This is a genomic window from Sporofaciens sp. St.21A7 (genome assembly GCF_059728535.1).
This window is the reverse complement of the sequence record NZ_BAAGFN010000002.1, coordinates 274,420-296,068: the sequence shown is the minus strand read 5'-3', so window position 1 is coordinate 296,068 and position 21,649 is coordinate 274,420. Positions and strand designations below refer to the sequence as shown.

Below are 21,649 nucleotides of genomic sequence, written 5' to 3'. Positions count from 1 at the left end.
CTATGTTATCATTCTTTTGCTGCCAAGCCCTTAAGGAGCAGATTGCCCGCAATCTCTACCTGCAATGCCAGGCCGACCCGCTCGTCAGATGAAAGGATGTGCCCATTTAAGGACAGCTTCTGCATCAGACTTATCAGCGTATGTGTCACGGAAAAATATATTTCATCTGCTGTATATGAAAAGGCCAGGCTTCCGTCCCTGAGACCCTTTTCCAGGGCATTTGTCATATAAGGCTTCAGATTCAGAATGTATTCTTCATATTCGCCCAGCCGTTCTTTTGAAATGTGATATCTTTGGACAAAGATATCAAACTCCTGGAGAAATTTCAGAAATAGAAGTTCCTCCTGGAAAATCTCTGAAAAGATATGGAAAATACATTCCATCTGTTGGAGTCCGCTTAGTTTCTGATATGCGATTTGGGACAGGGACTCCAGATATTTCCCTGCAACCTTCTGCCAGTATGCAATCCCTGCCGAGATCGCAAGCTGGGCTTTGGTTTCAAAATAACGGTAGATTGTAGCTGGTCCGACACCGGCGGCTTTCGCAATCTCCTCCACCGATGTGTCTTCAATCCCTTTTTCACAGAACAGCTTTAGAGCAGTGTGAAGTATCTGCTGCGTGCGCCGCTCCATCTGCTGTTTCCGAATCATAGATTCTCCCATAAAGAATCTCTCCTGTCTGTCTGGATTTTATGATAGTTATACTATCACTTTTTTTGATTAATGTCAATGAAAGTTGCTTTTTCTATACCTGCATGATAACATTTATATCAAATCAGCAGAAAACATCCTGAAAAGAGGAACGAGAGATGAATGAACAGATATATGGTTATATCAGCAGTATCGTAACTGGTCTTGTTACAAATGGGATACAGGGGATATTTGACTATATTACAAAAGAAAACCTGCAGGACAGGATTACAAATGTGATTGAGACTGCACAGGAGATATATGAAAAGGAGTATCAATGCAGTAATAGCAGTCTATTTATATGGCAGAAAAACATTGAGTTTTATACGCAGTGGTTGATGGAAGGTTTCCTTCCAAGAAAGGATGTATTTCCCCCTGTCCAGTATGGTGAAAAGGCGGACAGTATCGTTACGCCGGAAGAAGTGGATTTTATTTACCGCCATATGGATAGGCTGGTAAAGAATGATCCGGAACTACGAAGTCTCCATGCCTCTATCGTGTGTGATGATATATACCGGATGTTGGAGGGAAAAGAAAAGTCAGAATGTAACCAGGATTACTATGGTTATGTCAAAAGCTACGGAAGTGTATTGTTTCTGCATAAGGCAGAAGACAAAAGGGCTATTACTTTGAAGGATACATATGTCAGGCCGGATTATGATATTGCACCCCGCAGTTCCATGAGATTATGGGAAAGTCGGCCAGATATTGAGAAGCTTCTGGCTGAGTTTCCGGCGGATAGGAAAAACCGTGTTATGGTGATGGAAGGTGATGCTGGTGTAGGAAAAAGCAGCTTGATTTCACATCTTGCTTTCGGCAATGAGAAGGCCATGCAAGAATCCGAAAACGGCATATTTGACGGATGCGCAATGTTTTGTGTCCGTTTGAGGAATCTGACTATGAGCAAAAAGTTTATAGAAGCACCGGTTAAGGGCATTTTGGGAGAGCTGGGATTTGAGACGTATGAAGCGTTTGCAGAAAAGGCAGGGAAATCGGTCTTATTTCTGGATGGATTTGATGAATTATGTATGATTGACGGAATGACGGACTTTGCGGAGCAGATTTTGAGCGAAATCAGGATTCTCGGAAAGCCATATTATCATAACAACGAGGCCCAAATTTATAGATGTATTAAAACTGAAAGAGGAGGGAATCGGCACCGGCATCGCCTATGTATTGTTAAAGCATTTCAATGCGGGAAAGCGGGAGGAATGGATTGAAAAATACCGGAAGGTGTGTGACCGGGAAGAATTTCCGCGGCTTGATCGGATCCTTGGGATTGAGGACGATTCTTCGGATGGAATCTGTGATACCCCGTTGGCTCTATATATGCTTGCGGCAGGGAAGATTACGGATGAGGCATGGGATAATCCATGGGTCTTATACCATCAGATATTTTCTGTGGAGCTGAGCAACACGGAGTATAACAAGCTGTTTTCAAGGGATTCCTATACACATATGATTAGCAGGTATAAGGATGTTTTGTATCGGGTTGGCGCTGAGATTGCTTATAAAATGTATGCGACCGGGAATAAGAAGCTGTATGTAACACAGGATGATATCGGGGAAATCATACGCGGCCTGCAGCTGGAATCAAAACAGACAGGGCAGATTGTAAGACGGTGTTATGCGCTTTGTAATTATTGGAAAAATGATGGTAAAAGAGGCGTTGCTGAATTTTATCACAATAATATAAGAGATTTCTTCCTGTGTGAAAAGATATTTTATGAGCTTGAAACCATTTATCAGTCTTTTGATGAAGAATGCATGAGGGATGAGCAGAAGCGTAGTACGGTCATTGAAGCATTTATCTGTGCTTTCAGCCGTCTGTTTGCTGATTCAGATGTCAGTGATAAGGTATCTGAGTTTATCTATTACAGATCTTTGTATAAGATGTTATCTAACGAGGAAGAAGAATTTATCCGGCAGGAATTAAAGTACCAGTTTTTAGGTTATTTTTTTGAGAAGATGTTCTTCCATGGTGCGGTTCATGATTACCGGTATGATGGGAAACGCAGCCTGTTACAGTATTCCGGTTGCAGGATATGCCAATTTTAATTTGTTTGATATGAAAAAGGCAGATTTACGGTATGGGATGTTTAATCATTCAAAGTTTTTGAGCTGTGATTTCTCGGATACGATTCTTGCAAGTACAGATTTCTCAAATGCGATGCTGGTAAACTGTAATTTTGAGAATGCGGATTTTAGGTTTTCAAGTCTGGCAGGAGCAAACATTAAGGGTAGTAAGTTTGACAACTGTATTCTCTCTGGAACAACTCTTCCAGATGGATTTTGTTCTAATGTAAATGAGGAACAGATGGAACATTTAAAGAAATTGTTGCAGGCTGCGGATGAAGGATCGGCTTCGATGGACGGCGGAGTGAAAGAGTGAGTCAGATTTTAAAACGAGTTTAACAGGAGGTTGGAGATTTGAGTGAGCAAGGATTTACAAAGAGGGACTGGATAGACGCCTTGCCCGACCCGGAACTAATCCAATCCTTATTAAACCTTAAAGGAAAAGCTGCCATCTGATAATACGATAGAAGGAAGCACCAACTTTGGTAGATTTATTGAGAATTTTTCAACAGATGATGAATACGGGGAGTGAAGTCAGGCGAGATGGATTGTAAGTTCTGCTCTAAAGGCTTTTGAGGTAAAGTCAATATGCATGCAAGACTGCAATATATGAAAAACTCAGAGGTGGAATTAGGTACTTTATCAGTGGATGAATGTGCAACAATTCCACTTCTGTTTTTTGTCAAAATATATTTACTTTTAGTTGGATACTAGATGAAAAAGTTGCTTCATTCAATCTTTGTTAGTGAATTTATTTCTGTCATCACATCAAACATAAAATAATTACTCCAGTGTTTTTAGTAATAAGAAGAAGTTTCTCCCCGGTTGACTTTTTTGCGAAAAAGTGGAATACAGTTCGATTGATAGGGAATCCCCTTTTTATTATAATGAAGAAAAGAGGTAATACAATAGAGGATAAGGAGAACAATAACAGTATGGACAGACTAAATTTATCGGACAATATTATCCGGCTAAGGCGCGAGCGGAGGATTACCCAGGAGGAGCTTGCAGACTTCCTCGGAGTAAGTAAGGCGGCAGTATCCAAGTGGGAAAATGCCCAAAGCACACCGGATCTTATGCTTCTGCTCGAACTTTCTGCCTATTTTGGCACAACGATAGACGAGCTGATCGGGTACAAAGCAAAGCTCTCCAAAGAGCAGATCCGCTACTTCTATGCGGAGCTTGTAAAGGATTTTGCCAGGCTTCCTTTTCATGAGGCCATTGAAAAGACCCGCACTCTGGCCCACAGGTACTATTCCTGCCATGCCTTTTTGATGCAGCTTACTGTATTGTACCTGAATCATTACATGCTGGCAGAGTCAGAAGAGGAACAAAAACAGCTTTTGGAGGAGGCGGCTTCATGGTGCGACCATATTCTGGAAAGCTGCAGCGATGTAAGCATATGCAGTGATGCTTTGGTTTTGAAGGCTGGCATCAGCTTATGGCTTGGGAAAGCGGCTGAAACGATAACTATGCTGGAGCCTTCTTCTGACCCCGCCCGTCTTGCAGGGCAGGACGGAGCCATACTGGTCCAGGCATATCAGATGGCGGGGGAACATGAGAAGGCAAGAGGTTATATCCAGGCAAGGGAATGGCTGGATATTCTGAACCTGGTCAGTGATGCCGCGATATCCCTGGCTTTATATCAAGATGACATAGAGCGGTGCAAAAAGACAGTATGCAGGATCAGAAATGTAATGGAAGCCTACCTGCTGGAGAAGCTCCATCCCAATCTTGCTGCACAGTTCCATTATCAGGCGGCAGTCATGTATGCAGCGGTCGGGGAGGAGGAAGAAGCGCTGAAGGCCCTCTTCCTTTTTGAGAAATGTGTTGACGGGCTCTTACGGGCAGAGAAGGTTGTACTCCACGGAGATGAATATTTTGACCGTTTAGACGCATGGATTGAAGCCCTTCCATTGGGAGAAATGGCTCCAAGAAGCAGGAAATTCGTTTTTCAGAATCTGCAGGAAGCATTCAGCCACCCAGCTTTTGAGGCTCTGAAAGAGAATGCTGATTTCCAGAAAATACTGCAGCATTTTGCAAAAACTGACACATAGAAGATTGGCAGATGCGAAGCAGCTACAGAGACTGCTCTCGTAAAACAGGAGGAAAACAATGCTTATTATCAATCATTTGACGAAACACTATAAGGGCGGCAGCAAGGGCGTCACGGATCTGAGCCTTCATGTGATGCCGGGTGATATCTGCGCATTCATCGGGCATAATGGAGCCGGGAAGACAACAACGCTGAAATGCATTGCCGGGATCCATGGATATGATGCGGGAGAGATTCGGATCGGAGGAATCAGCCTTCATGATGACCCGCTTGTGTGCAAACAGATGACGGCATATATTCCGGATAATCCGGATCTGTATGAGTATCTGACAGGCATCCAGTATCTGAACTTTATTGCCGATATTTTCAAGGTTCCGGCAGGAGAGAGGAAGGAACGGATCCAAAGGTACGGGGATGAATTTGAAATAACGGAATCCTTTGGGGATCTGATTTCTTCTTATTCCCATGGTATGAAACAGAAGCTTGCTATTATATCTGCGCTGCTGCATGAACCAAGGCTGTTGGTTTTGGACGAGCCTTTTGTGGGGCTTGACCCGAAAGCTTCCGTTATTCTGAAAGAGAGGATGAGGAAACTTTGCGCCGGCGGGGGCGCCATATTCTTTTCCACCCACGTGCTGGAGGTGGCTGAGAAGCTTTGTAACAAGGTAGCGATGATCAAGGAGGGACGCCTGATTGCCGAAGGCACCATGGAGGAGGTTGTAAAGCAGGGCAATACGCTGGAGTCCATTTTTATGGAGGTGGTAAATAATGCTGGCGCAGATTAGGATTATGGCCAGGCTGGAGCTATGTAATCTCCTTGGCATAAATATTTTACGGTTCACGAAAGATAAGCGTAAAAAGAAGAGGGCCGTAATGCTTTCTGTCCTCTGGATACTCCTGATTATTATGCTGCTATTTTATGTGGGCGGCCTTTCCTGGGGACTGGTGGAGATTGGAGCAGGAGAAGATGTTCCGGCTTATGTCATCGCCATATCCAGCATGCTCATTTTTGTATTTGGAATCTTAAAGGCGGGAAGCATCATTTTCCGGAGACAGGGATATGATATGGTAGTATCCCTGCCTGTAAGGAAAGGCGCAGTAGTGCTTGGACGGTTTTTGCGCATGTATACGGAAAATCTGCTGATGGCTGCCCTGGTACTGCTTCCGGGGATTGCAGTGTATGCATGGCAGATGAGGCCGGATGTGTCATTCTATCTGTGTGCGTTTCTTGGGATATGGTCAGTGCCGTTACTGCCAATGACAGGGGCGATCCTTATTGGGGCTCTGGTTACGGGAATTTCTTCCAGGATGCGGCATAAAAGCCTGGTAGCGTCAACGCTTACGATAGTATTTGTTTTTGCCATTATGTATGGTTCTTCGCGTCTTACATCAGTGGAAGGGATGGAAAGTCTGGAGATTATGGAGGAACTGTCCGGAATGATTTCGGCTATGCTTGAGAGATTCTATCCTCCGGCTGTGCTGCTTGGGACGGCGATTGTAGATGGGGAAATCAGCCGGTGCTTGATGTATACAGGTTTATTTCTGTCTGTATTTGCCGCGGCGGCGGCGGCCGTATCCGCCTGTTTTCAGTCCATCTGCCGGAATCTGTATACAACGGCGGCAAGGCATGATTATCAGATGGGAGATTTGAAAGCAGACTCGGCGTTGGTTTCCCTGTGCAGGAAGGAATTCCGACGGTATTTCTCATCGAGTATTTATGTATCCAATACGATCATCGGACCGCTTATGGGCTGTGTCATATCGGGGGCGCTTCTTTTTACAGGCCCGGCGAGGGTGAAAGAGCTCCTGCCGGTTCCGGTTGATCTGGCAGTAATCGCACCGTTTCTGCTGGCAGGCACTTTTTGTATGATGACAACTGCAGCCACATCTGTTTCCATGGAAGGGAAGGAGTGGTGGCTTGCCAAAAGCCTGCCGCTGCCGGCACGGACAGTCCTGGACGCAAAGCTTTTGATGAATCTGATCCTGATTCTGCCTTTTTACCTTGTGTCGGAGGTTTTCCTGATCCTTGCATTAAAGCCGGGATTACAGGATAGCTTCTGGATGATGGTGATTCCGGCGGTGATCCTGCTGTTTGCCTGTGTATACGGGATTACCGTTAATCTGCATTTCCCGGTTCTGGATTGGGAGAATGAGGTAAGCGTGGTCAAACAGAGCGCTTCAGCCGTACTTGGCGGCATGGGCGGGGCTGTCCTTGCAATCCTTGGCGGCGCGGGCGCCTGTCTGGTTCCGGAAGGATATTCCGGGGGATATCGGGCTGTTCTGTGTGTGCTGCTTCTGGGGATAACATGTCTGATGTATCGAAAGAATAACCGCATAGATTTGCGGGAACTTTGAGCAGAACAGGACTGATATCTGACATCATGCAATATTGTATATGGGAGCTGTGATGAAAAAGGGCATAGGGTGAAAAGCCTGATAAAAAACAGTGTGGTATGATTTGAGCATCAAATAAAGGAGGTGCCGCAATGCACGCATGGGAAACTATAGACCAGTCATTGAATTATATCGAGGAACATTTATCAGGAGAAATCTCTACAGAGGAGCTTGCCGATATGGTTGGCTTGTCCCAATTTTATTATCAGCGTCTGTTTAAACGTCTGGTCAGAAAACCGGTCCAGGAGTATGCGAAACCCAGGCAAACAAATATCTATTCAGCACATGGCTGCCTCGGCACAACCTCACTACAGAACCATTTTCGGTAGAAAAGTATTTCCGGGATGCAGAAGATATGGCGTATATGGAAATCTGGGTGAAACCGTTGCTGCCTGAAAAGGAAAAATAAATTTGGGAAGATGAGGTATAAGCAAAGCCGGCAGGCAGGGAGTTCCCTACTGCCGGCTTTGTTTCGATTTTATTCATTATTTTTTATTCTGGCCTCAAACATTTTCACATCACGCATGGAATATTTCGCCGCTTTCAGTATTTCTACCAAAACGCGTATCTCATATTCATTACAATCTCTAAAGATTTCATTTGCTTCTTTGCTAAATACATATTTAGTTTTCAATACCGTATCACATATCAACTCATCGACCGACACTTTTAGAAGATTTGCTATAGCAATAAGCGTTGTCAGGCTGACGCTGGAATTACCGGTTTCAATATTGCTGACATGCTGAGGTGTAACTCCTATCTTTTCTGCCATAATTTCCTGAGTCAGATCGGTTTTAAGTCTTGCTATTTTGATTCTCTTACCTATGGCTTTAAAATTAAGCTCCATGGATGGGGGTACTCCTTTGATATAAGTATTTCTGTACATTGTAACCTTTGTAAAACTATATTATAATAAAATTATAAAGTTAATCATTCTATGAGTTATAGTTCTATCACAGAATACATTTTATTCATGGAATTTAATTTGCAGATGACAGGCAAATAAGCAGTAATAATTTTACAAGGGCTATTTAAGCAGTAAAACAATAAAATCTATCCATGAGGTTCCGAAAATAAGAGATATTTTATATTTTTTATTGAAAGTATTCATATAAAGGTATACCATATAAAAAGACAGATATATGTTTGCAGTTGGCGGAATGATAGGAAATCGTGATGTAAAAATATAGATATGTTTAATTAAGCTAAATAGCGGGGATTGCCGTATTTACCTGTGTCTGAGGTGTTTTTTGCAACTTGCCGAAAGAAATATCCGGAAAGAAATAGATGGAAAGAAAATTTTGCTTTTTATATGGTAAATAATGGTAATTAGCAGGAACTGCTGGAATCGTATATTGGTATCTGATATAATTTCAACCAATTTGTGGCGCAGATATGAAAGGTACAGGAGACATTAATATGGATTTGACGGGAAGATTTACTGGTAAATTAGGTGGAGAAACGGATTTTAACAGCGTAAGAAATGCGATTGAATCTGTTGATGCTTTTTTTTCAAGCGTACTGAGGAAGGAGGCAGAGGAAGAGGAATGTCTTCAGTTCTTTTTTAAAGATGAAAAGGCAGCACAACCCAATGAGCATTACTTTGATATTATGGACTTTTGGAAAACAATAGAGCCTTATGTATGGAACTGGGCTGGAGAAGATTTAAAGGATTTTTGGATTATCCGCGTTATGAAAGAGGTTGAGACTGTTCGGGAAGTAGCGAACTATAATAAGATTTTGGATCAGGAGACGAAGGAACACTTATATATTCTCAGGAGGATGTCGGAGTCTATTGAGGATTTGCCCAAAAAGGGAACAGCTCTAAAGCTTTGCAGGGATGAGAATGCTGACAAAATAGAAGTGGTATATTCACTGAGATATTTTGATGAGCAGTGTTACCATCCATACCGGGAATTCATCATGCAGAATCTCTATATGCTGCTGAAAAATGGTGGCAGGCTCCTGGTTACTACGAGTCAGGATGAGTATTTTGTGTATGAAATGGGTCATTTTGAATGGAAAAGAGATAGGATGGACAATCAAGAGGCATATAAAATATGTATGAGCAGAGAGGATTCAGCGATTAGAAAAGGACTGATTGCCGGTTTTGTCTACGATGAATTAAAATAGTAGGAGAAATATAAAAATCAGGAGCTGTCCAGATGTCTCAAAACGGTCAGTTATCCTGATTTTTGTATTACATTTATGTTATAGTATGAAGTATACATATAACATCATTTGCTCTTCCCCGCTATTTTTTCTCACTGCCACCTTACATTAATCAAGGCACTGCCACACATTTTTCATTCTGACTGCTCAAAATGTCTTCGTCAATATGTACCGGCAATTTTTTTATTTATCTCTGCAAAATAACATGCAATATTATTTACCAAATCACATAAGTAACCATATTCCGAGGGAAGTATGGAAAATATCATATTATTTTTACTATAGGATAGCAGTAATATTTCATGAATTTCCGGAATTCTGTGCTTCATAATTTCCGAAAGCATGGATTCAATTGGAAATTCATCTTTTGATTCCCATCGGATCTGATAGCGGACAGCCATATAAGGAGCCATTAATGTATCCTTTTCGGTATAAGCAAACTGATAGCCATCCAGGGCCTCTTTTAGAAACAGGGGTTTTCCTGTTAAACCGTTTTCTTTTCTATGATAAGAATATCCTAAAAATTTCATGATATAATATCTTTCCCAGTACATCTTCTTTTTTTCTAAACCAGTCTTGCTTAAATATTGGAACATCTTATAGTAGTTCCGCATGCTGTCCATTACTGCAGGGGCATGATCAGGATTTTCTGTTTTTTCACCTGTATTCCTCTCCTTATTATATTATTTTGTCGGAAGTCCTTTTGAAATCCAATATCGTATACCCATAGCTTAACAGAGCCCTCCGGAATGCTCAATGAAAGAATAAGGAGAAGATGTCGCAAAACATGGAATGGGCAACAGAATAAAAGAGAAAGGCAGGGGAACAGATAAGTTGTCTTAATATCAGATATGTTTTCCTCGAAGGACAGCAGTAATATGTATTTGGCAGTATATGGCGTTTTGTGGATTTGAAAGAGCGTGTTTCTTTCTATATAATAAGGATATATTTTTTTAGCGAGCCAAAGTGCGGAAGGCTTTTTGTACAATTCCTGGAAACAGGTATCAAGAAGCAGTCTGCCTTTGGCTTTTTTGGGGCTTGCAGGAGAAAGGAGGAGAGAAACAAAAAGGCAGATTTCCCGCACTTAAAAATTTATTTAGCCGCAGGGCTGGCCGGGCAGGGATATTCCCTGCCTTTTCATTATTATATCAGGAGGAAAACGATGATTAGAAAACAAAGAATTATGTCAGGAACCCTGGCATTCTTAATCTGCTGCACAACAATACTTCATTCAAGTATGACGGCGTTTGCAGCAGAATCTGCAAAGCCGGAAATCCAGACAGTGGAATCAGCAGAGGATAAGGCACCGGTTCAGGAAGATAACTTTATTTTATATAATGAGGGTGCATCCAATCTGCCTTTTTTATCTGAAATGAAGGAACGCTTAACAGAAGACGAGTTTGTTATTGCCCAAGATATATCCATAAAAGCGCAGACAGACTTCGATATCGAACATGATTTTACCAAACTGTCTTTTGCAGAAGAAAAGGTGAAAATTATATTTAAAAATGCCGTTGATGAAAAATTAACCAACTTTGCCAATGATGTACCGGGAAAGTATCAGGCTGTCTACGAAGTATATCCTGTCAGGGACGAAAACCTGGCATATCAGATCAGCCGGATGATTACTGTAAAAAGCAGGGAGCCGGAAAGCCCTTCAAAAAACGGGCATACAAAAACAGGAACTGATTCTGGGGACGAGTCGGAAGACGCAGATCCGTCAGTCGCGCCTGATAAGGCGGATATGAATCTAACAGGAGAACCGGGAAAGCCAGATTTAGACGATTCCGCTGATAATTTAGATACATCTGGCGGGGAAAACGAACAGGAACTGGTTGTCGTAGAAGATGTGGAGGACAGCCTGTTTCTATCTGTTGTGCCCGCGAGAATGGCGGCCCAGAGAAGCTCAAATGTCTCTCTGGTGAAGGGGAAGACTTTGCGTTATCCCTCTAACATTGGAAATTACGAAACGAATTATTTTTATGTAAATGGGAAAATAGCATACTGCCTGGAATCTCCGAAAGCCTCTCCGCCGGATGCAGACTATGTTGCAGAGGTTCTGAACACAAATGCTAATCTGCAGAAAGTCTTATATTATGGATATGGCGGGCCGGGAGATCTGACAGAGCAGTATATGCCGCAGCTGGATGCAGATACCAGGTATATATTTACACATATTGCGGCGAGTTATGCATATATAGGGGATGCGGGTTTTCATGGCTGTACAGCAGGATCTCTGGAGGAAACCGGTGTCCTGGGTTATACCAACTACCTGTTTGGACAGGAAAACCCGCCGGTAGCTGCCATCAGCCTGAATTCTGATTATGAAAAAGCAGATCTTGACGGAGATTCACAAAAGACAAAAACTTTTCAGTTAAATGGGGATCACCGCAATTATGTTACTCTGGATCTTCCGTCAAACGTGACATATCATAATGCTTCAGACGGTAAGAGCCAGACCGGAGGAACTATAAAAATATACGGCGGAGGGAGTTTTTATTTCACTGCACCTAAGACCGCAACCGGTGAATGGGACAGCGGAAAGTTGACAGGACAGATTGGTTCACAATGGAAAACACTGGTGCTTAGTACTGGAAGTACCATTCAGGATATCGGATACGGAGATTTCATAGAAGAAAAGGCAAACTCTGTCCGGTTCAAAGTGAAGTGGCTGGATATTGCCAGAATCACACTGATAAAGAAAGACAGAGACACCAATGTCAGCCTTTCAGGCGCGGTATTTGGAGTGTATAAAGATGAGGCCTGCACAAGCCTGATTGTAAACATGCCGCCTACAGACGAAAAGGGGAGTTCCTCTACAGAGTTTACCAAAACTCAGGAAACCGTTTATTTGAAAGAAATAACCGCCCCTGCCGGGTACTGCCTCAGTACGGAGGTCCATAATGTAAAGCTGGTAGCAGGAGGGAATACGGACGTAAAGGCAGGGAACAAAGAGCAGAAAGGGAAGATTAAGATTCATAAATCCGGAGAAAAACTTGCATCAGTCAACGGCAGTGATCCGGTAAACTTCATATATGAAGACGCTTCATTTCCTGGCGCCGATTATTCTATCTATGCTGCTGAAGATATTATAAGCCAGGATAAGAAAACAGTAATCCATAAAAGGGATACTCTGATTGCGAACCTGACTACCGGCGAAGACGGCTGTGCAGTTTCTGAGGAATTGTATCTGGGGAAATACCGCATTGTTGAGACAAAGGCGCCTGCGGATTTGGTAATCGGAAAAAACGAACAGGAGACAACAAAGACTGTTTCCCTCACATATGCCGGTCAGACTGCCTCTCTTGCCTTAGATGAAAGCGAATATAATAACAAGCGGCCGAAAATAAAAGTAACATCTGTAAAACATTCACAGAATGACGACACAACGCTTGAAGGTGCAAAGTTCGGACTATATAACAAGGAAACCATCAAGATCAACGGACGAACCGTTCTTGATAAGGATACACTGATTCAGAGCAGTACCAGTAACCGAGATGGGATCGCAGAATTTACTGCTGATATCCCGATTAACTATACCTATTATATTAGGGAAATACAGGCGCCGGAAAAGTATTATATGTCGGACGAAACATATGAGTTTACATATACATACAAAAATGACCAGACATATGAATACGTATTTTCACATGGATTTCAAAATGAAGAAGTCCGTGCAAAGATTCATGTACGGAAGATAGATAAAGAAACACACGAATTTCTAAGCCAGGGAGATGCAGCCTTAATTGGTGCAGAGTACGGCTTATTCGCAGCAGAGGATATTCAGCATCCAAACAAAAAATCCGGAACAGTACATAAAAAGGGGGAGCTCGTTTCAAAAGAGAAAATTAATGAGAATGGAGAACTTGATTTCACAGATTTATATTTAGGCAAGTATTGTATCCGCGAACTTGTCGCATCGGAAGGATATTTGCTTGATCCTACAGAGTATCCGGTAGAAGCAGCTTATGAGGGACAGGATGTAAAAATTGTCCACAGAGAGGTAACCGTAAATGAGACCGTGAAAAAGCAGCCTTTCCAGTTAATCAAAGTCGGCTCCGACGGCGAACAGACAGAAGCAGATCTTCTAAAGGGAGCCGGATTCAAAATATATCTGATTCGCTCATTAAAAGGTGTCAAGGCTGGAGACATAAAACCGGATGGCAATGGAAATTACTCTCCGGAACAGTTCCGAGGTTATGATTTTAGCAAGGAAACAACGGCGCTTGATTATTCAGAAGACAGCAAAGGCATTCCCATGCCGGAGCTTTTTACGGATGAAAAGGGATATGCGGTAAGCAATGAATTAGCCTATGGAAAATATGTAGTGATAGAATCGACCACTCCTGAAAACTACAATAGAATCGATCCGTTTATCGTAACCATTAATGAAGATAAACGAGAACCCCAGCAATGGAGAGTATTCATTGACTATGAATTTCAGGCAATTCTAAAAATATATAAAATTGACGGCACCAGTAAGATGCCTGTACTGCATAAAGGCACTGTCTTTAAAATCTATAATCTGGATAATGAAGAGTATGTAAAGCAATATACACATTACCCGGAGCTCGTAGAGCACACGGAATTTGAAGTTTCTGACCAGGGTTATCTGCTGACGCCTGAAAAATTAAAGATGGGGAATTACCGTCTGGAGGAGATCGCAGCTGCTGACGGCTATGTAAAAGGGGAACCGATTGAATTTACCCTTTCATCTGACCAGGCATACGAGGTGGAAGAGGAAACAGGCGCCGTGGTTATAAGGGTTGATTATGAAAATCAGCGCCAGACAGGTTCTCTACGACTGCAAAAAAAGGGAGAACATCTGTCCGGTTATGGGGAAAAAAAGAAAAATATTCTGCGGCGTTTTGGGGAATTTTTAGGTATTCTTGATTCGGGAAAAGATGATTCTGACTTTATTTATGAAATGGGAAATGTGGAAGGAGCAGAATTCAAAATATATGCGGCAGAAGATATTTATTCACCGGATTACCAGTGTGACAGAGAAGGAAACCGGATTACTCTGTATAGGAAGGACGAACTGGTATCTATGATTAAAACGGACAAGGACGGGAAAGCAGAATTGACAGACCTGCCGCTTGGGAAATATAAAATAGAGGAAGTAACAGCCGGACCGGGATTTGTATTGAATAAGGAAATACAGGAATTTTCGTTGGAATATGCCGGTGATGAAGTAGAGGTCGTATACAGCGACAGTGAATATGTCAATGAACGGCAGAGGGTATCTATCCAGATTAAAAAGACAGATATTGAGACAAAAAATCCTGTGGCAGGAACCATTTTCGGCCTTTATACAGCAGAGGATATTTTAATAGGTGAGGGTATTGTCATTCCCGCAGATACACTGATTGAGACAGTATTCTCTGATGAAAATGGAGTGGCAGCTTTTACGAAAGATCTGCCCATTGCGCGCTATTATGCGAAGGAGCTGAAACCTTCGCCAGGATATGTACAAAGCGAAGAGATGATTGATTTCAATCTGCAGTATACGAATCAGGAACAGACAGTCATAGCCGCAGAGCAGGAGGTCACAAATGATTTCACTAAAGTAGATATCAGCAAAGTGGACATCGGCGGTAAGGAGGTAATCGGTGCAAAGCTTACCATTAAGGATTCTGATGGAAATGAGGTCACATCCTGGATTACTGACGGAAAAGTACATAGAATTGACCGATTAGAACCTGGCGATTATATACTGATTGAAGAACAGGCTCCGGATGGATATGAGCTTGCGGAAGAAATCCCTTTTACTGTTCTGGAAAGCGGTGAGATCCTAAAAGTAGAAATGGTAGATGAATTTGAAAAAACCGGAACCATCACTATAGATAAGGTTGGAGATATGCTCACCGGAATCTCAACATATGATTCTGATTTCGGTAAAATCAACCGTATGGAGTATGAAAAGCGGTCTTTACCAGGCGTGGAATTTACAGTTTATGATATGGATGGAAATGCCGTGGACACCATCACAACAGATGAAGAAGGCAAAGGAGTATCGAAGAATCTGCCGTTAGGTGAGTATATCTTAAAAGAAACGAAAACACCGGCGGGTCTGGCCATGAATCATAAAAAGTATGAGGTTGTATTGACCAAGGATAAGAAAGATCAAGTTGTAGATATCAGCCTGGATATTGAGAATGATGTAATAGACACAGAAATTAACGTCTATAAAGTAGGAGAAATGCTGAATCCAGAAAACGGGACATTCGGATATGGGAAAAAGCCGTTAGAAGGAATCTTCTTTGGTATTTATACAAATGAAGATATTATGGATTACCGCGGCGAAAGAATCCTTCCAAAGGACAGCCTGATCGGAGTAATTAAAACAAATGAAGAAGGTAAGGCGACATTAAAGGCTGCCCTGGTATCCGGCCATTATTACTTCAGAGAGCTTCAGACACTGGAGGGGTATATTCTGGATGAGGAAAAGCATGAATTTGAGCTGACGTTAGAAAATGAGCCGGTAACGGTCTTTGATGTCAATAAAGAGAATCCGGCGGTCAATAAGCTGGAAAAGGCAAAGGTAACGCTTATAAAAATTGACGCAAATAATGAATCTAAGAAGCTTCCAGGGGCGGAATTTGAGTTATTTACATCTGACGGGAAAAATATCGGAACATATATCACCGATGAAAAAGGTGAAGTCAATATAAGTGACCTTGCTTTCGGAGAATATTATTTCAAAGAAAAGAAAGCGCCGGCAGGATATCAGCAGCTTGCAGATAAGATTGAGTTCCGTATGAAAGGACAGGATATTACGATTACCTGCAGAAACCATGTTATTCCAAAGACGGCGGTTCCGAAACTTGGTTTTGACGACAGTACGGCGCTGTTTGCAGCCGCATTTGTTGCAGTCGGAATAACAGGGCTTGGCATTGGCTTTTCTATCTATTATAAGAAACAGAAACGTAAAAAATAAACAACAGTTATCGCTGGTGCAGGGGAAGCTCTGCACCATTTTTAGGAGGACTTATGAAGAAAAAGATTAAACATTTATTTCCAATTGCATGCTTTGTTTCTGGAATTATCCTTATTATATCTGTCGGATATCAGATTTACTGTGAGCCCTATCATGAAGCGGATAAACGGAACCATTTTGAGGATATGCTTATTGACGGCTACATGGACGAAAAGGCAGAAATTCCTGACGAAGCGCCATCAGATGAGGCTCCTTTAGTTGAATACCAGTATAGTGATGTAAACGACTATTCTTTCCGGGGACACATTGACTGTATACTGGTCATTGATAAGATTAACATGAAGAAAGCGGTCATTCGGGGAAATACGCTTGACGACAATGATTTTAACCTGTCAAAATACTACTTTGTAACGGCAGATCTTTCAACAACCCTGAAGGGAAATTATATTATATACGGACATAGTTCCCAGACATACGGCCACAGCTTTAACCGCCTGGATGAAATGAATGTGGATGATACTTTCTATGTTATACAGGGAAATACCCGGTACAGCTATAAAGTAGAAGCTGTAGACAGGGTACTTCGTTTAAAAAGTGATGCATATTTCCCTCATGATGTGGGAAAGAGGGTAACGCTGGTGGCATGTGAAAAAAACCTTGCAGCCGGATATTCAGAAAAACGGATCATTATAGTGCGTGCCGTACAGACGAGAGAAGAAAAAATATAACAGAAGGTTTTATAAAACCGGAGAGTAAGGGCGCTTATCTTATCTCCGGTTTTGCCTTTTATTCGTTAGAGAATACGAAAACTTTGACAGAAGGATTCAACTATAGTAGAATAAACATAAAGTATTTTTATTCATGGTTTTCTGCATTTGTAGATTATGTAGTGTAATTCCCAGAGATGGGTACCCCTGTTAAGTATAGTAGGGAAAATTTTAATAGAAGGAGGGACGGTTTTACTTACAGCTCAGAAGGAATCATATAAAAATACTAAAATAAAGTATAAGTCTAGCGATGAACATCTTTCTATAGATGTTCTTTTTTTATGCAGAAAAGGAGGTAAATTTATTATTGAAAGGCGAAGAGAAAATGCAAAAGAAAACAATGATTAGTATAAGCGAACGCGAAAACGTTGTATCCTTAAGAACATATTCAAGAGATCATCAATGTTCTAATAATTTTTTCCTATTAAAGAAAGAAATACAGCAGCTGATGTCGGAGAGAATGATAATTGTTAAAGATGTCTGTTCTTTTGCGGAACTGCGGTGTAGGGAAGATGTGAACTGTAATAAGAATATTAATATACGGTTCTGGTGGCTGCACAGCTTAGCAGACGGCAGATATGAAGGGTACGAAGAAGTTATATGCCTGCCACAGGAAGTCCTGTTTCAAGCCTTGCACAAAACAGGATATAAGAGGAAACTGCTTTCTATATCTCAGACCATTCCGGCTAAAATAGAATTTCGAAGCAGAAAAAATCTAAAAGATATTATATCTCGGCCTAGAATCCGGCATAAATTCACAAAATTTCTTGAACAAAAACTGAATTGGGAAAACTATGAACGGTTTGTTTTATATGATGATTTTCTGCCATATAGTTTTTTGTTTGACGGATATACACCCTATGGTCCGGGAGTCTCTGGCGGTATCATCCTTCATGGGCAGAGCAACCTGAATACAGCTTATTACGGCATACATACTTAAGGGAGAAAAATATTATGATGAACAATGACAACCCTTTTTTAAGGAGACATACTTATGGGAAAATCAAATAAATTAACCCCTGAGCAAAATCAATTTGCATGCCAGCATCTTTCTTTAGTAAAAGTCTTTTTGTTCAAAAATCATTTAGACCAGGAATTCTATGATGTCGTTATATTTGGATATCTGGATGCGGTCCGGGAGTATCTGGAATGTCCTAAACGGAAGGCATCTATGGGAATTTATTGCGAAGAGTGCATATCATCAGATATGGACGGCCGGTTTACAGATGGAAATGGAATAGAACGTGCATCTGAGATCCTGGATGCAAAACAACAACTGCTCCAATTGCTTCCATATATTAAGCCGAAAGAAAAAGAAGTAATATATATGAAGGCAGAAGGGTATACTTACCGGGAAATTGCCGAGCATTGCAACATTACAATCCGCGGAGTCTCATCACGTCTGACGCGGATGAGAAAACGTCTCAAACGACTTGGATTGATGCAGGAAGGAGCTGAACAAAGATGAGCCATTTTTCAGTTGCGGTATTTAGCGATGGGAAAAAGACTGTGAAGGAATTACTGGCCCCATATCAGGAAAACAACATGGGAGACTGTCCAAAAAAATATCTTAAATTTGTAAGTGCTGTTGAAAAAGAGCATGAGAGATATGAAACGGGAAGTATGAATATAGTGTGCTTACAGGATGGAAAATACGTTTTTCCGTGGAATATAGTAGAGTTAAAAAGTATATTTTCCTATACGATATTTACTGATGGGGCGGATCATTCACACTTTTATAAGAATAGGAAGGAATATTTTTTTAATTATACATATGATCCCATATTAGGGCACGTCCAAATTGTGTTTGATATCGGTGAAAAGAACGCAGAATTACGGAGCGTTCCTTACAGAGAGATCTATCCTACGATACAGGATTATCTAGAGAATTATTTCGTGTCTCCGTGGGATATAGAAAAACAGGAATTTGGATTTTGGGAAAATCCGAATGCCAAATGGGATTGGTGGCAAATCGGCGGCAGATGGAACGGTCTCCTAAAAGCATCTGAGGGGATAAAGGGGGAGGATAGTCTTGTATATCCGACTCCTGATTTAGAGGGGAGATATGCACAGGCCAGAGTTAAAAATATTAATTTTGAGCCAGATTGTGAGATTTACAATAGAAGTCTCAGATGGTGGGAAGTGGTTATTGAAAATTCTCCGCTGAAGGATGGCGAAAATGCAGATGATTTTTTCAATACATTAAATGAAAAATTCTTATTAGGTACATACAAAAACAAAGAGACATATGCAAAAATACAATCCTCAGTCATTACAAATGCAGTAATCCTGCCAGAGGGAAAATGGTATCAGGCATATGATATAAAAGAGGCAGGCGCCGGATATGGCGCAGAAGAAAAAATCTTTGATTGGAATTTACATTTTAAAGAACGATTCATAGACAAAGCAGAGCCTGAATGGATATTAACCATCGTAGACTGCCACATTTAAAAAAATCTATGCAAGACTACCATATATGAAAGTAATTGGTTCTTTGGATAAGTGGAAGAGGTAGAAAAGTGAATTAGGGGCTTGCAACAGCCCCTTTTCAAAAACAATTAATTTAGCCTGGCTCATATCCTCTGGAGCGGCCGTTTTAAAATTATCCATTAATTTTTATCCATCAAAAAATTTTATACCGATACTATGCAGGATTCATTATAGAATGGAATCAATTCATCATGTGTAAGAAAAAACATATTTTCTGCTTTGGCTTGAGCTAGAAGTAATCTATCAAAAGGATCTCGATGTTCTCTTGGGGCATTATCAGCATGTTTCAAAGTTTCAACCATAAAAGCATGATTACATTTTGTTTCAAGAAATGAATATCCCGCTAATTTACACATTTCTTCAAAACGTTGAGAAGAAAAGGTTATATTTGATTTGTGAAGAGAATGTTTAATTGCTATTTCCCATACATTGGAAAAACTATAATAAATATTATTATTTTCCGATAACAATATTTCTCTTGCTTTTTTGGATAATTTAGGACTATCTGTTATTGCCCAAATTAAAATATGTGTGTCTGCTAGATAATTCATTTTTTTATATCCTCAAATAAATCAGCAATTTCCTCGTCCCATTTATCAAAATCAGTTGGATCTTCAATAATTCCCTTTCCAACGCCGATTCTTTTTGATACATCTATCGCCTCTGTAGTAGATTTTAAATTATTTTTTCCTATAAAAAAAACAGGATTCATATTATTTATTACTTGCTCAATAAAAGCAGCGCCTTCATCTGACATGTTAATAATGCGTGCGCATACCTGTTGCTGTACGGTCATTAAACCACATCCTTTCTGAATTATGATTGCATCTATAGCGTTAATACTTTATATTATATGTATCATAACATGGTAATCTTTAAAATTCCACCCTCTTTTTATGTGCTTTTCTCATGTGTTTTTTTCAAAGGGACAATATTTGCCGCACGTTTCCGATTATCATTGGTCATTTCAGCATAATGCTTTTTGGTAGTATTTACATCCTTATGCCCAAGAACATCCGCTACCAGATAAATATCTCCAGTTTCTTTATATAAAGCTGTTCCATATGTACTCCGAAGCTTATGAGGGGTAATTTTCTTATTCGTATTTATCATTGTACAGTATTTTTTCACCATAACCTCTATACTGCGGACCGCCATACGATTCCCTCTAAGCGAGAGAAATAATGCTTTCTCTTCATCATTGCCTTTCAATAGGGCATCCCTGGGGGATAGTTGTTTTATCTCTTCGTTCGTATTTTCTGGTTCTTCCTGAATACCCAAATAGTAGCAGAGGGCGTCCCGGACATCATCTCCAAAGTATATGTATGCTTCATTTCCGCCTTTCCGGATCACACGGAACGTCTGATTATTAAAATCTACATCTGTAACATCCAATCCTGCCAATTCTGATACCCGCATTCCGGTCCCCAAAAATGATGTTAAAATAGCACGGTCACGGGCCATGGTAAGATTATGAAACTTTTTCTGACGGTCTGTCATATTAGTCGGGCTTTCGACTGCATCCATTAAATCAAATATCTGTTCCTGATCCAGTGTAATAATTACTTTATCATGGACTTTGGGCCGTTCAATGGCATTTAAGGGATTATTTGAAACAATCTGCCGTTTATTAAAGAAGCTGTATATATTACTAAGGGCAGACAGCTTTCGTGCTTTTGCAGATTCACCGTTTCTATATTCAGTACCTTCAAATATATAGTAGTTAAGATGTTCCAGATATTCGTCGATGTCCGCCGGCGTCATTTCCTCAAGGACTTTAAGGGGAATATCCTTAATTTCGGAATCTCTGTATAGAGGATTTCTCATAACAACAAATTGTAAAAAGGTATAGATATCCCGGCAATACCCAGTCTGTGTCCTTGGAGATGTTGACGAAGCAATTCCCCTGAAATAATCCGTACAAAAAGGAGGCATTTGCTTCAGCAACGCCCTCAAAGCCAGTATATTCTGTGTTCGTACAGTATCCGTATATTCACTCATAAAATAATCCTCTATTCTCTTTTATACCATATTATTGCGTAAAATCTGCATTTCACGCAATAAT

Annotated in this window: 18 protein-coding genes and 1 pseudogene; 13 read left to right on the top strand and 6 right to left on the bottom strand. The window is 40.9% G+C overall.

The genetic code is table 11. From position 1 onward, the window contains the following. Positions 1-8: 8 nt before the first annotated feature. Complete coding sequence (locus tag AC6I3O_RS28085; RefSeq protein ID WP_004068832.1) at positions 9-662, bottom strand: TetR/AcrR family transcriptional regulator; 654 nt, start codon at positions 660-662, stop codon at positions 9-11. 146 nt (positions 663-808) lie between these two features. Between AC6I3O_RS28085 and AC6I3O_RS28080 the strand changes: the two genes are divergently transcribed. The 7 genes and pseudogenes from AC6I3O_RS28080 to AC6I3O_RS28050 form a co-directional block, all read left to right on the top strand. After that, complete coding sequence (locus AC6I3O_RS28080) at positions 809-1,909, top strand: NACHT domain-containing protein (RefSeq protein WP_497854097.1); 1,101 nt, start codon at positions 809-811, stop codon at positions 1,907-1,909. Next, positions 1,866-2,747, top strand: coding sequence for a hypothetical protein (locus AC6I3O_RS28075; RefSeq protein ID WP_497854095.1), 882 nt, complete (start codon positions 1,866-1,868; stop codon positions 2,745-2,747). The genes AC6I3O_RS28080 and AC6I3O_RS28075 overlap by 44 nt, the downstream gene beginning before the upstream one ends. Beyond that, positions 2,692-3,081, top strand: a complete 390-nt coding sequence (locus AC6I3O_RS28070) for a pentapeptide repeat-containing protein (protein WP_044989570.1) — start codon at positions 2,692-2,694, stop codon at positions 3,079-3,081. Before AC6I3O_RS28075 ends, AC6I3O_RS28070 begins: the two co-directional genes overlap by 56 nt. A 619-nt stretch (positions 3,082-3,700) precedes the next feature. Continuing rightward, positions 3,701-4,822, top strand: a complete 1,122-nt coding sequence (locus tag AC6I3O_RS28065) for a helix-turn-helix domain-containing protein (RefSeq protein ID WP_497854093.1) — start codon at positions 3,701-3,703, stop codon at positions 4,820-4,822. 58 nt (positions 4,823-4,880) lie between these two features. Continuing rightward, on the top strand, positions 4,881-5,606 hold the full coding sequence (locus AC6I3O_RS28060) for an ABC transporter ATP-binding protein (protein ID WP_004068827.1): 726 nt from the start codon (positions 4,881-4,883) through the stop codon (positions 5,604-5,606). Next, a complete protein-coding gene (locus AC6I3O_RS28055; RefSeq protein ID WP_497854091.1) occupies positions 5,590-7,176 on the top strand; it encodes a hypothetical protein in 1,587 nt (528 codons plus the stop codon). The genes AC6I3O_RS28060 and AC6I3O_RS28055 overlap by 17 nt, the downstream gene beginning before the upstream one ends. Before the next feature lie 131 nt (positions 7,177-7,307). Beyond that, positions 7,308-7,481: pseudogene (locus tag AC6I3O_RS28050) on the top strand (AraC family transcriptional regulator); the annotation flags it as partial. A 212-nt stretch (positions 7,482-7,693) separates the two neighbouring features. Here AC6I3O_RS28050 and AC6I3O_RS28045 read toward each other — a convergent pair. Then, complete coding sequence (locus tag AC6I3O_RS28045; protein WP_125126797.1) at positions 7,694-8,062, bottom strand: helix-turn-helix domain-containing protein; 369 nt, start codon at positions 8,060-8,062, stop codon at positions 7,694-7,696. Positions 8,063-8,634: 572 nt separating this feature from the next. Here AC6I3O_RS28045 and AC6I3O_RS28040 point away from each other — a divergent pair. Further along, positions 8,635-9,348 carry a hypothetical protein gene (locus AC6I3O_RS28040; RefSeq protein ID WP_497854087.1) on the top strand — a complete coding sequence of 238 codons (714 nt, stop codon included), beginning with the start codon at positions 8,635-8,637 and terminating at the stop codon, positions 9,346-9,348. Positions 9,349-9,548: 200 nt separating this feature from the next. Here the strand turns inward: AC6I3O_RS28040 and AC6I3O_RS28035 are convergent, their stop codons facing one another. Beyond that, complete coding sequence (locus tag AC6I3O_RS28035; RefSeq protein ID WP_497854085.1) at positions 9,549-9,983, bottom strand: hypothetical protein; 435 nt, start codon at positions 9,981-9,983, stop codon at positions 9,549-9,551. Positions 9,984-10,549: 566 nt separating this feature from the next. On the opposite strand from AC6I3O_RS28035, the gene AC6I3O_RS28030 reads away from it, so the two are divergent. From AC6I3O_RS28030 to AC6I3O_RS28010, 5 genes are all read left to right on the top strand, one after another. Next, complete coding sequence (locus AC6I3O_RS28030) at positions 10,550-16,327, top strand: SpaA isopeptide-forming pilin-related protein (RefSeq protein WP_497854083.1); 5,778 nt, start codon at positions 10,550-10,552, stop codon at positions 16,325-16,327. 53 nt (positions 16,328-16,380) lie between these two features. Continuing rightward, positions 16,381-17,055 (top strand): sortase, encoded by a 675-nt coding sequence (locus AC6I3O_RS28025; RefSeq protein WP_497854081.1) that lies wholly within the window; start codon positions 16,381-16,383, stop codon positions 17,053-17,055. Positions 17,056-17,401: 346 nt separating this feature from the next. Continuing rightward, complete coding sequence (locus tag AC6I3O_RS28020; RefSeq protein WP_497854079.1) at positions 17,402-18,034, top strand: hypothetical protein; 633 nt, start codon at positions 17,402-17,404, stop codon at positions 18,032-18,034. A 54-nt stretch (positions 18,035-18,088) separates the two neighbouring features. Continuing rightward, positions 18,089-18,562 carry an RNA polymerase sigma factor gene (locus tag AC6I3O_RS28015; RefSeq protein ID WP_497854077.1) on the top strand — a complete coding sequence of 158 codons (474 nt, stop codon included), beginning with the start codon at positions 18,089-18,091 and terminating at the stop codon, positions 18,560-18,562. Beyond that, positions 18,559-19,545 (top strand): hypothetical protein, encoded by a 987-nt coding sequence (locus tag AC6I3O_RS28010; RefSeq protein ID WP_497854074.1) that lies wholly within the window; start codon positions 18,559-18,561, stop codon positions 19,543-19,545. Before AC6I3O_RS28015 ends, AC6I3O_RS28010 begins: the two co-directional genes overlap by 4 nt. Positions 19,546-19,727: 182 nt before the next feature. Here the strand turns inward: AC6I3O_RS28010 and AC6I3O_RS28005 are convergent, their stop codons facing one another. The 3 genes from AC6I3O_RS28005 to AC6I3O_RS27995 all read right to left on the bottom strand — a co-directional run bounded on the left by AC6I3O_RS28005 (position 19,728) and on the right by AC6I3O_RS27995 (position 21,585). After that, entirely contained in the window at positions 19,728-20,135 is a 408-nt protein-coding gene (locus AC6I3O_RS28005; protein ID WP_497854072.1) for a type II toxin-antitoxin system VapC family toxin, read from the bottom strand. Continuing rightward, positions 20,132-20,380: a hypothetical protein gene (locus tag AC6I3O_RS28000; RefSeq protein WP_204162871.1), complete on the bottom strand. Its 249-nt coding sequence runs from the start codon at positions 20,378-20,380 to the stop codon at positions 20,132-20,134. Before AC6I3O_RS28000 ends, AC6I3O_RS28005 begins: the two co-directional genes overlap by 4 nt. A 98-nt stretch (positions 20,381-20,478) precedes the next feature. Beyond that, positions 20,479-21,585 carry a tyrosine-type recombinase/integrase gene (locus AC6I3O_RS27995; RefSeq protein WP_160282613.1) on the bottom strand — a complete coding sequence of 369 codons (1,107 nt, stop codon included), beginning with the start codon at positions 21,583-21,585 and terminating at the stop codon, positions 20,479-20,481. Positions 21,586-21,649: the final 64 nt, after the last annotated feature.

Excerpts from the sequence above, each read along its gene's own strand:
- AC6I3O_RS28085 (WP_004068832.1), bottom strand. The coding sequence starts at position 662 with ATGGGAGAATCTATGATTCGGAAACAGCAGATGGAGCGGCGCACGCAG.
- AC6I3O_RS28080 (WP_497854097.1), top strand. The coding sequence starts at position 809 with ATGAATGAACAGATATATGGTTATATCAGCAGTATCGTAACTGGTCTT.
- AC6I3O_RS28070 (WP_044989570.1), top strand. The coding sequence starts at position 2,692 with ATGATGGGAAACGCAGCCTGTTACAGTATTCCGGTTGCAGGATATGCC.
- AC6I3O_RS28065 (WP_497854093.1), top strand. The coding sequence starts at position 3,701 with ATGGACAGACTAAATTTATCGGACAATATTATCCGGCTAAGGCGCGAG.
- AC6I3O_RS28060 (WP_004068827.1), top strand. The coding sequence starts at position 4,881 with ATGCTTATTATCAATCATTTGACGAAACACTATAAGGGCGGCAGCAAG.
- AC6I3O_RS28055 (WP_497854091.1), top strand. The coding sequence starts at position 5,590 with ATGCTGGCGCAGATTAGGATTATGGCCAGGCTGGAGCTATGTAATCTC.
- AC6I3O_RS28045 (WP_125126797.1), bottom strand. The coding sequence starts at position 8,062 with ATGGAGCTTAATTTTAAAGCCATAGGTAAGAGAATCAAAATAGCAAGA.
- AC6I3O_RS28040 (WP_497854087.1), top strand. The coding sequence starts at position 8,635 with ATGGATTTGACGGGAAGATTTACTGGTAAATTAGGTGGAGAAACGGAT.
- AC6I3O_RS28035 (WP_497854085.1), bottom strand. The coding sequence starts at position 9,983 with ATGTTCCAATATTTAAGCAAGACTGGTTTAGAAAAAAAGAAGATGTAC.
- AC6I3O_RS28030 (WP_497854083.1), top strand. The coding sequence starts at position 10,550 with ATGATTAGAAAACAAAGAATTATGTCAGGAACCCTGGCATTCTTAATC.
- AC6I3O_RS28025 (WP_497854081.1), top strand. The coding sequence starts at position 16,381 with ATGAAGAAAAAGATTAAACATTTATTTCCAATTGCATGCTTTGTTTCT.
- AC6I3O_RS28015 (WP_497854077.1), top strand. The coding sequence starts at position 18,089 with ATGGGAAAATCAAATAAATTAACCCCTGAGCAAAATCAATTTGCATGC.
- AC6I3O_RS28010 (WP_497854074.1), top strand. The coding sequence starts at position 18,559 with ATGAGCCATTTTTCAGTTGCGGTATTTAGCGATGGGAAAAAGACTGTG.
- AC6I3O_RS28005 (WP_497854072.1), bottom strand. The coding sequence starts at position 20,135 with ATGAATTATCTAGCAGACACACATATTTTAATTTGGGCAATAACAGAT.
- AC6I3O_RS28000 (WP_204162871.1), bottom strand. The coding sequence starts at position 20,380 with ATGACCGTACAGCAACAGGTATGCGCACGCATTATTAACATGTCAGAT.
- AC6I3O_RS27995 (WP_160282613.1), bottom strand. The coding sequence starts at position 21,585 with ATGAGTGAATATACGGATACTGTACGAACACAGAATATACTGGCTTTG.